Origin of the sequence: Actinoplanes sp. NPDC049265 (assembly GCF_043197135.1) — a bacterium.
GTDB lineage: Bacteria > Actinomycetota > Actinomycetes > Mycobacteriales > Micromonosporaceae > Actinoplanes.
Genome location: NZ_JBICSP010000002.1, coordinates 720,244 through 733,724, shown reverse-complemented (window position 1 = coordinate 733,724; position 13,481 = coordinate 720,244). Strand labels below are relative to the sequence as shown.

At 72.6% G+C, this 13,481-nt stretch carries 8 protein-coding genes; 7 read left to right on the top strand and 1 reads right to left on the bottom strand.

Annotated elements, in window-relative coordinates:
- Window positions 1–4: 4 nt before the first annotated feature.
- From ACGFIO_RS09010 to ACGFIO_RS08980, 7 genes are all read left to right on the top strand, one after another.
- Window positions 5–1,333, top strand: coding sequence for a PQQ-binding-like beta-propeller repeat protein (locus tag ACGFIO_RS09010; protein WP_392823994.1), 1,329 nt, complete (start codon window positions 5–7; stop codon window positions 1,331–1,333).
- 117 nt (window positions 1,334–1,450) lie between these two features.
- Window positions 1,451–2,761 (top strand): hypothetical protein, encoded by a 1,311-nt coding sequence (locus ACGFIO_RS09005; protein WP_392823993.1) that lies wholly within the window; start codon window positions 1,451–1,453, stop codon window positions 2,759–2,761.
- 308 nt (window positions 2,762–3,069) lie between these two features.
- Window positions 3,070–4,362, top strand: coding sequence for a glycosyltransferase (locus tag ACGFIO_RS09000; RefSeq protein WP_392823991.1), 1,293 nt, complete (start codon window positions 3,070–3,072; stop codon window positions 4,360–4,362).
- A 12-nt stretch (window positions 4,363–4,374) separates the two neighbouring features.
- Window positions 4,375–6,570 carry a glycosyltransferase family 4 protein gene (locus ACGFIO_RS08995; protein WP_392823989.1) on the top strand — a complete coding sequence of 732 codons (2,196 nt, stop codon included), beginning with the start codon at window positions 4,375–4,377 and terminating at the stop codon, window positions 6,568–6,570.
- 117 nt (window positions 6,571–6,687) lie between these two features.
- Window positions 6,688–7,377, top strand: coding sequence for a response regulator transcription factor (locus ACGFIO_RS08990; protein ID WP_392823986.1), 690 nt, complete (start codon window positions 6,688–6,690; stop codon window positions 7,375–7,377).
- Complete coding sequence (locus ACGFIO_RS08985; protein WP_392823984.1) at window positions 7,374–8,609, top strand: sensor histidine kinase; 1,236 nt, start codon at window positions 7,374–7,376, stop codon at window positions 8,607–8,609. Before ACGFIO_RS08990 ends, ACGFIO_RS08985 begins: the two co-directional genes overlap by 4 nt.
- Window positions 8,610–8,649: 40 nt before the next feature.
- Window positions 8,650–11,925 (top strand): S8 family serine peptidase, encoded by a 3,276-nt coding sequence (locus ACGFIO_RS08980; protein WP_392823982.1) that lies wholly within the window; start codon window positions 8,650–8,652, stop codon window positions 11,923–11,925.
- Between the two features lie 356 nt (window positions 11,926–12,281).
- Here ACGFIO_RS08980 and ACGFIO_RS08975 read toward each other — a convergent pair whose 3' ends face one another.
- The gene (locus ACGFIO_RS08975) at window positions 12,282–13,463 is read right to left on the bottom strand and encodes a DUF2637 domain-containing protein (RefSeq protein WP_392823981.1); all 1,182 of its coding nucleotides are present in this window, start codon (window positions 13,461–13,463) and stop codon (window positions 12,282–12,284) included.
- Window positions 13,464–13,481 lie beyond the last annotated feature (18 nt).

Genomic DNA, 13,481 nt, shown 5'->3' with positions numbered 1-13,481 from the left:
GCTGGTGGCGGTGATCGATCTCGATCAGCTGCCCGTCACCGCGCCGGTCACTTCGCCCCGCCCGCCGCTGCACGTCTTCCGCCCGGTCGCCCTGATCGCCGCCGTCGTGCTCCTGCTCGGCCTGGGCGGCGCCGCACCGGCCGCGCCCGCCCTGTGGCGCCCTCTCGGTTCGGTCCCGCTGTCCACCGGCGGCACCTTCACGAGTGCCGGCGATCGCTTCGTGACCAGCGCCGACACCGACGGCGACGGGGTGCTCGACCGGGTCACCGGCTGGCGCGCCGACCCGCTGCGACGCCTCTGGAGCGTCGTGATCAACCCGGGCTCGGTCTCGCCGGAAGCGGTGGGATACCGCGGCGGGCAGGTGGCCATCGCCGGTGACACGGTGCTGGTGTCGCGGCCGGACTTCAAGACCGACGTTCTCGATCTGCGTACGGGGCGCACCGTCTTCACCGCGGCGAGCCGGGTCGAGTCCGCGCGTTCCGGTATCGGCCTGGACAGCTGGACCGTCTTCCGCCCCGGCGCCGAGTACGACACCGATTCGGGCGACCCCGGCCGGATCTACCTGTCCAGCACCGGGCGACCGTACCGGGAACCGCCGCTGCGCACCGACCTGCGCGCGGTCGAGCTGAGCACCGGGCGCGAGCTGTGGCGGCGGCCGCTGCCGGGCTACGTGTTCACCGCCTGGACCGGCGGGAACCTGGTGGTCGTCTCGGCCGACCGCATCCAGCTGATCGACCCGTCGACCGGGCGCGTGCGGGCCCAGGGCGGCCCGGGCAGCGGTGGCGCCTGGGTCGACGTGCTCGGCGACGTGGCGGTCGTCCAGGGGCCGGGCCGGACAACCTCGTACGACCTCGCCACCCTCGCGCCCCGGTGGAGCACCGAGTCCGCGCCGCTGGCCGACTCGATCACCGGCGCGCGGTGCGACGCCGTCATCTGCCGGCACACCCGGGACGGGGTCCAGGTGCTCGACCCGGCGACCGGTGTCGTCCGGTGGCAGACCGGCCGGGACGTCAGCCTGCGCCCGGACGGCCGGTACACGCTCGAGTACGACGCCACGTCCATGCGGCCGCTGCGGGTCGTCGACCCGGCCACCGGCCGCCCCACCGACGACCTGCGCGACTGGCCGGCGGTCAGTCCCGGCCTGGCCGGGCCGGCCGTGCTGTCGCGGATCGAGCCGGGCGGGAAGAGGACGAGCTTCGCGATGCTCCGGGCCGGGAAGATCCTGCCCCTGGGGTACGCCGACAGCATCGTCCGCGAGTGCCGGGCGGCCGACGGCCTCGCGATCTGCCGTGACGGGCAGGGCCTGGCCCTCTTCGCGTACCGCACCGGGTAGGCCTCTGCGCGTACCGCACGGGGTAGGGGCTCCGTACCGGGTAGGGCTCTTCGCGTATCGCACCGGGGCCGGTCTTTCACCTATCGCGCCAGGTGAGGGCGGGCGCACAATCGGGGCGTGGGCGAGGCGCTGATCGACCTCGGTGTGCTGACGCGGCCCACCCGGGTGGCCGCGCCGGTCGATCCGCTGCGCCTGCGGCCCCTGTTCCTGCTGCTCGCGCTGTTGCTGGTCGGGCTCTGCACCGGCGCCGCGCACCGGGAACCGCCACCGCCACCGGTGGTCGTGGCGGCCGGGCTGGGCGACATGACCTTCGTCTCCGGCGACCGGCTCTTCGTGGTCGAGGCCGGACCGTTCCCGGCCGGTGCGCCGGCCACCGACAAGGTGATCAACGAGTACACGCTCCCGGACGGCCACCTCGTCTCCCGGACCACGGCCCGGGTCACCGGCGCGATCGTCAACGTGCTCACCGCCGGCTCGCTGGTGCTGGTCACCTACCAGGTCGACTCGATCGACACCGAGGCGTCGATGGCGCTGGTGGCGGGGACCGGGCGGGAGGTCTGGCGCCGGCCGGCCCGGCTGCTCAGCGTGTCCCCGGTGGCCGGGCTCGCGCTGCTGCGAGAGAACCGGGCGGTGCCCGGGCCGCGGGCCTGGTCCGGGGTCGACCTGGCCACCGGCGCGGTGCGCTGGACCGTGGACGAGCCGGCCCGCGGGTTCACCGATCAGGCCGCGGTCGGGCCCGACGGCTTTCCGGCTCTGCTGGTCACGGCCACCCACGCCGGCGAGCTGAACGTCCGGGACACGCGTACGGGGAAGATCGTCGCCGGTGTGACCACCCACCCGCGTGACCTGGGCCGCGGAGCCGACACCCCGGTCTGGACCGCCGGTGACCTGATCCTGGTCGGCGTTCCGACCGGCACCGACGCCTACCACCTGCCCGACCTGCGGCGCGGCTGGCACACCTCGCTCGACCTGGTCGGGCGGTGGGTGCAGAGCGACTGCGCCACCGGCATCTGCTCGCTGGGCTGGCAGGGCGGGTTGTGGCTGCTGGACCGGGAGACCGGGGCGCGGCGCTGGATCGGCACCCGGTGGAACTACGCCGACCAGGCCGGGCGCTATCTGCTGGCGACCGAGAACGAGCCGGGTGAACGCGGCCGGGTGATCTCGGTGCTCGATGCCGACACCGGGGACGTACGCGGCGATTTCGGTCGCTGGCACTCGGTCGGGGCGGCCGGCGCCGACGGGACCGTGATCGGGTTGCGCGAGCAGCTCTCCGGCGACACGGTGCACTACGCCCGGCTCGACCCGGACACCCTGCGGATCCGGGTGCTGGGCGCGGCCGATCAGGTGTCCGGTGACTGTCAGACGACGGCCGAGGTGCTGGTGTGCCGCCGCATCGACGCCTCCGTCGGACTGTGGCGCCTCTCCTAGCCCGACCGACCGGTGGTTCCGGCGTTGCCCGCATCTCGTACACTGCGGAACCCGAAAACTCCTCTCAGATAGATCGGCCCGGATTCTCCGATAAAGTGGGCCCGGGGCCTGCGGACCATGCCCGAGGAGCCGCCGTCTCTCTCCGCCCCGAGCCACCCCTTGCCGACCCGCCAAGCAGCCAGCCGACACCGCTAGGACATACCTCGATGCCGCGGCCTCTCACCGCCCCAGCTGTAGAAACCGCCCACGGAGCCGCCACCGGAAGTGGCGTCTCCGCAGATGCCGGCCCCTCGCCCCGGGCGCCACGCGTGCTTTACCTGTCGTTCTATTTCCCGCCGAGCCGGGCCAGCGGAGTTTTCCGCGCGCGTGCGACCGCCAACCACCTGGCCGAGAAGGGCTGGGACGTGACGGTGCACACGGCGCCGCGCGAGTTCTTCGAGCACTACCTCGACGGCGCCTCGGACCCGGCGCTCGAGACCACTATCGACCCGCGTGTCCGGGTTGTTCGTCCGGCGATGAACATGTTCCCGTTCGAGCAGGACATCCGGCGGTTCTCCACCATGCGTCGCAATTTTCCCACCGCGATGCAAAACCTCTACAACCTGGCCCAGCGGCGCATCTTCCAGGAGCCCTACCTGGGCTGGATGCCGAGCGTCCTGAACACCGCCATGCGTCAGCACATGCGCGACAAGTTCGACCTGGTGCTGGCGACCGGCAACCCGTTCGTCTCCTTCGCCGCCGCCCACGAGCTGGGCCGCTGGTTCAAGGTGCCGTACGTCGTCGACTACCGCGACGCCTGGACGTTCAACCAGTTCACCGAGACCGTCCGGTTCCCCGAAGGCGGCCACGTCATGCGCTGGGAGGAAAAGGTCCTCCGTCGCGCGTCAGAGGTGGTCTTCGTCAACGACGGCATGCGCCAGTGGCACCGCGACCGCTATCCGTTCGCGGCCGACCGGATGACCGTGGTGCCCAACGGCTGGGAGCCGGAACTGCTGGGCCGGCCGGAGTTCCGGGAATCCGACCCGAACAAGCCCCTCACCTTCAGCTACCTCGGCACCGTCACCAGCTACCTGCCGCTCGAGACGCTCTTCGAGGGCTGGCGGCTGGCCCGGCCCCACCCGGTGATGGCCGGCTCCCAGCTCAACATCCACGGCCACCTGGGGTTCCGGCCGCACGAGATCGCCCCGATCCGCGCCCGGATCGACCCGTACGAGGAGTACGGCGTCAACTACATGGGCGCGTTCAGCAAGACCGAGGCCGACTCGGTCTACGCCGGCACCGACGTCCTGGTCTTCTGCGTGCCCGGCAGCCGCTACGTCACCTCCGGCAAGGTCTTCGAGTACATGGCCACCGGTAAGCCGATCGTCTCGGTGCACGAACCCGGACTGGCGGCGTCCGAGGTGCTCAGCGACTACCCGATGTGGACGGCCGAGGACAAGCTGACGCCCGACGCCGTCGCACAGGCACTGATCGCGTCGGGCGAGTCCGCTCGCAAGATGGACCGTTCCACCTTTGAATCGGCTCTGGCTCATGCGGCGCGTTACACCCGCGACGCTACGCTCGGCCCCTGGGAACAGCGCCTGCGCGCGATGGTGAAGTAGGGGCATTCGACAGTGAACGACCGTACTCAATCCGTGGTCTATCTGGCCCTCGGCGGCCGCCGGGTGCGCGCCGCGCAGCGATACACCGCCGACCTGGCCGCCACCGGCGCCCAGGTGCTCCTGGTCGTCGCCGACCGGGCCGAGTGGGCCGGGCTGACCCCGGCCGACGGCGTGACCGTGCAACGCCTCGGCTCCGGCGACGTCGGCGCCACACTGGCCGCCGCCCGCAAGACCCTGCTGCGCCGGGGCGGCCCGCTGTCCTCGGCCGACCTGCTCATCGCCGGTGATCCCGAGGCGACCGTGATCGCCGAGGAGGCCCGCCGGTCGCACGGCGGCCTGGCCATCCGGCTCGAACCGTCGGCCGAGCCGGCCCGGACCACGTCCGAGGCCGACCTGGCCGTCGTCACACCGTGGTACCCCTCGCCCGACGACCCGTTCGCCGGCGCCTTCGTCAAGGCGACCACGGGCACGGTCCTGAGCGGCTACGAGCGGGTCATCACCCTGCACACCGAAAACTGGTACTACCAGCCCAAGGGCCTGACCGGCACGCTCCTGCGCACCTCGTTCGAGCGGCTGGCCGAGAAATCCGGCGGCCGGGTCGTCGAGGACACCGACGAGGGCGAGCTGACCCGGGTGCCGTGGTCGCTGGCCATCGGCGAGGACTACGCGGCCTGGGCCCGGGCACAGACCGCCCGGCTCGAGGCGACCCTGCCCACCGGGCGGATCGAGGCGCCGCTGATCCACGCCCACACCGGGCACTACGGCGGGGCGATCGCCGCCGCGCTGGCCCGCGACGACGCCCGGATCGTGGTCACCGAGCACGCGACGTTCCTGCCCAAGGTGTTCGGCCAGCGCCGGGCCCGCCGGATGTACGGCGAGATGCTCGGCCGGGTCGACCGGCTGCTCTGCGTCGGTCAATATCTCTACGACCTGGTCGCCGCCCAGTTCCCGCAATACACGCACAAGCTGCGGATCGTGCCCAACCCCATCGACTTCGACCGCTTCACGGTCCGCCCGGAACCACCGGCCGAGCCGTTGCGCTGGCTCTACGTCGGCCGGATGCTCGCCCACAAGGGCGTACTCACCCTGCTCGAGGCGTTCGGGAAGGTCGCGTCGGAGGAGCCGAGGGCCACGCTCACGCTGGTCGGTGCCGGCCTGCTGGAGGACGACCTGCGGGACCGGATCAAGGAGATGGGTCTGACCGACCGGGTCACCCAGCACCCGGCGGTCCCGCCGGACGAGGTGGCCGGCCTGATGCAACGGCACGACGTGCTGGTGCACGCGAGCCACGTCGAGACCTTCGGCATGACCATCGTCGAGGCGGTCGCGACCGGGACGCCGGTGCTGGTCGCCCGCAGTCAGGGTCCGGCCGAGACGATGGCCGGACTGGACGGCGTCGGCGGCGTGCTCTTCGAGGTCACCGAGGACCCGGCGGTCATCGTCGAGGGATACCGGCGGCTGAAGGCCGGCTGGGCCGATCTCGACCTGGCCGCGGCCCGCGAGCAGCTGCGGGCCCGGTACGGCCGCGAGGCCGTGGGCGAGCAGCTGCGGGCGGTCTTCGCCGAGGTGACGGCCACGAACGCGTTGCCCGGCCACGGCGCCCCCGCGCCGGCCCCGGTGCCGCTGCCCGCCCCCGACGCCGAACGGTACGTCGTGGTCGCGCTGGACCCGCCGAACGGCAACCGGGTGCGGAAGCTGGTCGAGGAGGCGCGGAGGGCCGGCTTCGCTGTCGACCTGATCGTGACCAAGACCGGTCCGTGGACGGAGGGCTTCGACGCCGGCGTACGGCTGCACACCGTCGGGGAGCGGGAGGAGAAGCTCTTCGTACCCCGGCTGGAACGCTTCGTCGTCGACGGGTTCCCGCGCCGCGTCACCGGCTACCTGCGCGCCCGTGCCCACGAGGGGAGCAGCCCGCAGGCCGAGGCGGTGGCCATCACCGTCCAGCGCTTCCAGAAACGGGCCTCCGGCAAGATCCACCGAACCCTGTACGGCCGGTACTACGCCAACGTGCGACGGTCACAGGCGCTGTGGCGGATCATCGCGCGGGACGTGCTGCCGAAGCTGGACGGGGACCACACCCGGCGCATCGTCGTCCAGGGCCTGGCCGGGGTGACCGTCGCCGCGCGGATCGCCAAGCGCTGGCCCGGCGTCGCCGTGACCACGTCCAACGACATGCCGGCGAGCGAGCGAGCCGGAACCACCGGCTGACCGCGAGGCCTCGGCCCGGCTGTCACCCCTGAAGTAGCCTGCTATTCCGGGACCTCACCGCCGTTTCACGGGACGGCGGGGAGGCTGGGCCGGGCGGGTCGATCGGGAGGCGCGGACGTGCGCGTGCTGGTGGTGGAAGACGAGCGGAACCTGTGCGACGCGATCGCACGCGGGTTGCGCCGCAAAGGCATGGCGGTGGACGTCGCGTACGACGGGCCGACCGGCCACGAGATGGCCTACGTGACCCGGTACGACGTGGTCGTCCTCGACCGTGACCTGCCCGGCATGCACGGCGACGAGATCTGCGCGGCGCTGGTCGCCTCCGGCACGCTGACCCGGGTGCTGATGCTGACCGCCAGCGGCACCGTCGCCGACAAGGTCGAGGGACTGCAGCTCGGCGCCGACGACTACCTGCCGAAACCGTTCGCCTTCGACGAACTGGTGGCCCGGGTCCAGGCCCTCGGCCGCCGGGCCACGCCGGTCGCGCCGCCGGTGCTGACCGTCGGCAACCTGGTGCTCGACCAGACCCGCCGGGTGGTCACCCGCGGCGGCACCCCGATCGACCTCACCAACAAGGAGTTCGGTGTGCTCGAGGAGCTGCTCAAGGCCCGCGGCGGGGTGGTGTCGAGCGAGGAGCTGCTGGAGCGGGTCTGGGACGCCAACACCGACCCGTTCACCACCACGGTCCGGGTGACAGTCATGACCCTGCGGAAAAAGGTCGGCGACCCGCCGCTGATCGAGACCGTGGTCGGTGCCGGCTACCGGGTCCCCGAGCCCGTCGTGCTGTCGCCCGGCGGCTCGGCGTGACCGTCTACCTCGGCCGCAACCAGGCACGCAACTGGCTGCGGCCGACCCTGCGGCTGCGGCTGACCCTGCTCAACGGCATCCTGCTGGTCGGGGCGGGCGCCATCCTGGTGCTGCTGGCCTGGCTGCTGGTCGGCGACGCGCTGCACCCGGCCGACGAGCTGCGCCAGGGCACGCAGGTGGTGCTCTCCGACGGGCGTACCCTCGACGCCCTCGACTGGCAGACCGACCTGGTCGAGCGGGCGTCGCAGGAACTGCTGGTCAAGGGGCTGGTCGCGCTGTTCGCGATCGGGATGATCGGCATCGCCGGGGCGTACGCGGTGGCCGGTCGCGCCCTGCGCCCGCTGCACAACGTCACCGCCACCGCCCAGCGGCTCGGTGAGGAGACCCTCGACCAGCGGATCCGGTACGCCGGGGCGGACGACGAGGTGGCCGAGCTGGCCCGCACCTTCGACGCCATGCTGGACAGGCTGGCCGGGGCGTTCGAGTCGCAGAAGCGGTTCGTGGCCAACGCGTCGCACGAGTTGCGTACCCCGCTGGCCGTCATGCGTACCGAGATCGACGTGACCTTGAGCGACGACGAGGCCGACGTGGCCGAGTACCGCCGCATGGCCAAGGTCGTCCGCAACGCCTCCGAACGCGCCAACGGCCTGGTCGACGCCCTCCTGGTGCTGGCGCGCAGCGAGGCCCAGTCCGGCCGCCGCCTGGTCCGCAAGGTCCCGGCCGACCTGGCGACCTCGGTCTACAACGCCCTGTCGGCGGTCAAGGCCGAGGCCGAACGCCTGAAGCTGAACGTGGAGACCGACCTGCAGGCGGCACCCGTGGTCGGCGACCCGAGCCTGCTCGACCGGCTGGCCGGCAACCTGATCGAGAACGCGATCCGCTACAACCACCTGATGGGCAAGCTCTGGCTGCGGACGACCACCGTCGACGGCCAGGCCCGGCTGATCGTCGGCAACACCGGGTACGAGGTGGAGCCGGCCGATGTGCCCGGCCTGTTCGAGCCGTTCCGGCGGGGCGGCTGGGAACGCACCGGGTCGCGCGGGTCGGGGCTGGGGCTGTCGATCGTCCGGGCGGTGTGCGACGCGCACGGCGGCACCGTCTCGGCCGTGGCCCAGCAGGGCGGCGGCCTCGAGGTCACGGTGTCGCTGCCGGGGGCCGACAAGACGCCGGTGGTGGCCGCGACGGCCAGCGTCCCCAAACCCAAGGGCCTGGGCATAGCCACCGGGCAGTAGGGCGAAGCAACCTTTTGGGGCGTCGTGCCGTCATCAGGGCATGACGCCCATCAATGTGAGTCGGCGCGCGGCCGTGGTGGCGAGCTTCGTGCTCGTGGCCGCCACCGGTCTGTCCGCCGGCCCCGCGGACGCCGCGCCCGCTTCTGCTCCGGCCGGTCGAAGTCACACCGTGACCCTGGTCACCGGGGACCGGGTGACCGTGTCCCGGCCCGATGCCACCACCGCCCGGATCGACCCCGCGCCCGGCCGCGAACACATCACCTTCACCACCTCGGTCCTGCACGGGCACCTGCTGGTGGTGCCGGCCGACGCCGTGCCGCTGCTGCACACCCAGCGGGCCGACCGGCGGCTGTTCGACGTCACCGAACTCGTCCGCCTGCGCTACGACGACGCGGCGCGGCGCACCGTACCCCTGATCGTCAAATATCGCGCCAAGGCCGACGTACGCGGCACCAAGCAGGCCATCACCGCGGCCGGCGGGAAAATCGGCCGTGAACTGCCGGCCGTCCGCGGGGTCGCCATCACCGCCCGCAAGGCCGAGGCCAAGAGCCTGTGGGACACGCTGAAGACCACGTCGCAGCAGATCTGGCTGGACGGCGTGCGGCAGCGCGTCCTCGACGTCAGCGTGCCGCAGATCGGCGCTCCGGCCGCCTGGCAGGCCGGATACACCGGCAAGGGCCTCGCCGTCGCCGTTCTCGACGGCGGCGTCGACGCCGAACACCCGGACCTCAAGGGCAAGGTGACCTCGCAGAACTTCAGCGCCGAACCGACCGCCGGTGACACCGACGGCCACGGCACCCACGTAGCGTCGACCATCGCCGGCACCGGCGCCGCGTCCGGCGGGAAATACAAAGGCGTCGCGCCGGACGCCACCATCCTCAACGGCAAGGTGTGCGAGCTGCGCGGCTGCACCGACTCGGCGATCCTGGCCGGCATGTACTGGGCCGCGGCCGAGCAGCACGCCCGGGTGATCAACATGAGCCTGGGCGGCGAGGACTTCGCCGGCATCGACCCGATGGAAGAGGCCGTCAACACGCTGTCGGCGCAGACCCGGGCGCTGTTCGTCATCGCCGCCGGCAACTCCGGCGCGGACGAGACGATCGGGTCACCCGGCAGCGCGGACGCGGCGCTGACGGTCGGCGCGGTCGACAAGTCGGACCGTACGGCCGAATTCTCCAGCCGCGGGGCGCGCTCCTTCGACGGCGCGATCAAGCCGGACATCGCCGCGCCCGGCGTCGACATCGTCGCGGCGCGGTCCGCCGGGTCCGAGATCGGTACCCCGGCCGCCGACTACCCCGAGACGTACCAGTCGCTCAGCGGCACCTCGATGGCCACGCCGCACGTCGCCGGGGCCGCCGCCCTGCTCGCGCAGCAGCATCCGGACTGGAACGGCGCCCGGCTCAAGACCGTGCTGATGGCCTCGGCCAAGCCCGACGGCGCGGCCGGACCGTTCGAGCAGGGGGCCGGACGGGTCGACGTGGCCCGCGCGATCACCCAGACGCTGACCAGCGAGCCGGCCGCGGTCTCGTTCGGGCTGCGGCACTGGCCGCACGACAAGGACACCGCCCTGACCAAGACCGTGACCTACCGCAACACGGGTACGGCCGACGTGACCGCCGCCCTGGCCCTGACCGGTTCGGTGTTCCGGCTCAGCGCGACCAGCGTGACCATCCCGGCCGGCGGATCGGCCGACGTGACAGTCACCGCCGACACCACCGGTGACGTGGCGCCCGGGGCCTACACCGGACGGATCATCGCCACCGCCGGGACCAGCCAGGTCTCCACGCCGGTCGCCGTGCAGAAGGAGGACGAGCGGTACGCCGTCACGCTGCGCAACATCGGCCCCGACGGCAAGCTCACGCCCAACAACTTGGCCGAGATCTACCAGCCCACCGGTGACTACTTCGCGCTGCCGTGGGACCCGAGCGGGCAGGTGACGCTCCGGCTGCCGAAGGGCCGCTACTCGGTCGGCTCGTACATCTACAGCGAACCGACCGAGGACTCGCCCGTGGCCGTGATGTTCCAGCCGGTCGTCGACGTCACCGGCGACACCACAGTCACCTTCGACGCCCGTACCGCCGCCCCGGTCAGCCAGGCCGTGCCGGACAAGACGGCCGAGTCCCTCGCCGGCGCCATCAGCGTGACCGGCTCGGTGGACGGCAGCGCCATCGGTTTCGGTACGACCGCCGGATCGCTCGCCGACGTCCGGGTCGGGATGGCCGATCCGTCGGCACCGGGCCAGCCCGAGCTGACCGGCGCGGTGTCCAGCGCGTGGGCCCGCAAGGACTCCGGGCGGCGGGGGCTGAACAGCCCGTACGCGTACTTCGTGTCGGAGTACGTGCCCGGCCGGACCCTGCTGGCCGGTGAATACCGGCGCACCTTCCGCGCGGCCGAGCTGGCCACCGAGGTGCAGACGATCCGGGCTGTCGCCGACGGCGACACCGCCCGGCAGTACGCGACCGTCTACAACAGCGCCGGCGGGCAGATCGGCGGCGGATCGGTTGCGGTCGGGGCGCCGGCCACCCGGGTGAACTACTTCAGCACCGACCCCGCGATGCGCTGGGAACTCGAGACGCAGATCGGTTCGATGGACGAGATGGGCTTCATGAACGGCCCGTTCTGGCGCGACACGCCGCGCGTACACCGGGCCGGCGAGCGGAAGCACCAGGTGTGGGGGGCCGCGCCGTGGGGCGTCGCCTTCAACTCGCGGTACCAGTGGCTGGCCCGCAGAGGAGGCACCATCAACGCGGTGATCCCGCAGAGTGCCGACGGGGCCGGTCACCCCGGCTTCGACAACGACGCGGAGATGACCTCCCGCATCTACCGCGACGGGGAGCTGATCGGCGACTACGAGGGCAGTGCGACAGGTGCGGACGGCCTGCCCGACGCGGAGTCGACCTACCGGATCGAACAGACGGTGACGAGCCCCGGGTACGCCGGGCTGTCCACGTCACGGTCGGTCGCCTTCACGTTCCGTTCGGCCAAGCCAGCGGGCGACGAATGGGCGACGCTGCCGGTGTTCGCCGTCCGCTACCAGCCGTCCGTGGACGCGTCGAACAGCGTGCCGGGCGGCCCCGGGGTGCTGCCGCTGTGGGCGCAGGACCAGACCGGGGCCAAGGTCGCGGTACGCGCGCTGGCCGCGGACGTGTCCTTCGACGACGGCAAGACCTGGCGGAAGCTGCCGGTCGGGCCGGGCGGGCTGGCGCACGTGACCTACCCGAAGGGCAAGGGCTACGTGTCGCTGCGGCTGAGCGCGGCTGACGGCAAGGGGTCGTCGGTCGCGCAGACCGTGATCCGGGCCTACCGCTTCAAGTGACCCACCCGGGGCTACCACCGGTTTGATGGTGGTAGCCCCGGGCGGTGTCCGAGCGTGCGAGAGCGCTCAGGGCTACCACTGGGTTTGGTGGTGGTAGCCCTGGGCGGTGTCTGGGTGTGCGAGCGCGCTGGGTCACCACTGGGTTTGGGGGTGGTAGCCCTGGGCGGTGTCTGGGTGTGCGAGCGCGCTGGGTCACCACTGGGTTTGGGGGTGGTAGCCCTGGGCGGTGTCTGGGTGTGCGAGCGCGCTGGGTCACCACTGGGTTTGGGGGTGGTAGCCCTGGGCGGTGTCTGGGTGTGCCAGCGCTCTGGGCTACCACTGGGTTTGGCGGTGGTGGGTCGGGGCGCTTTTGTTGGTCAGGCGGCGATGGTGCGGTCGTCGGACTCGCGGCGGATGGTGCGCCAGCGGGCGGTGCTGATGCCCAGGGCGGCGGCCAGGGCCGAGTCGGTTATGGCGGGGTCGTTCTCGCGGATGCGGTGGGCCTCGGCGATGGTCTCGGCGGGGCTGCGGCGGACCTTGGGCGGCGCGGGCTGGCGGGACTGCTTGGTCGCCTCCGGCTTGAGTTCCGGGATGCTGGCGCCGGGCGGGGTGGCGCGGCCCGCGGGGGCGGGGGCTACGGGGCGGCTGGTTCCGGCGTGGCGGGGTGCGGGGGCCGGGTGCGGCGCAGTGCGGCCGGAAACGGCCGGCGGCGCGGTGCGGGACGGGCTTGTCTGCGGCGCGGTGCGGGCTGGGCCCGCGTGCGGTGCGGCGGTGGCCGACGGCGTGGGCTGGGGCTTTGCCGCCAGGAGGTCGGCTATCTCGGCGGCGACCTGCGGGGGCAGGGCTCCGGTGGCCGCCGCGCGCTCGACGGCGGCGGCGGTGCTCGCACCGGACCTCGCCGTTGCGGGTGAAGTCGCCAGGGAGCCGGACGCGGAGGTGGTCGCCAGGGAGCCGGACGCGGAGGTGGTCGCCAGGGAGCCGGACGCGGAGGTGGTCGCCAGGGAGCCGGACGCGGAGGTGGTGGCTGCGGAGGCGGTCGACAAGGAGGCGGACGCGGGTGCGGTGGCTGGGTAGGCGGTCGCTGGGTCGGACGCGGTGGTGTGGGTGGCCGGAGGGACGAAAGCCGGCCGGGGGTCGGCCCGGTGCGGCGGCGCGGCGGGGCGTTCCAGGGTGTTGATGCGGCCGGAGAGCTCGACCAGGCAGATGCTGGCCACCACGATCAGGCCGTCGACCGAGAGGGGCATGAGGTACGGCGAGGCGCCGGTCTCGCCGTATTTGGCGGCCACCCCGGCCATGTGCCAGTACGACACCCAGGCGGCGATGCCCGCGATGGTCGCCGTGGCCACCAGGCGGGCCGCTGCCAGTGAGCGGCGGTGCACCGGGACGCGGGAGATCAGCTCGACCGTGAGCAGCAGCGCCAGCGGAGGCCAGGCGGCGATCGCCTGGCTGATCGGATTGTCCAGGGCGTGCAGGATGTTGGCCGTCACCGATGCGGCCACCCCGAGGAGCAGGGTCGCACGGACGGCCCAGCGGACGCGGCGAAGCTGCGGGAGGTGCACGGTTACTCCTTCACTCGG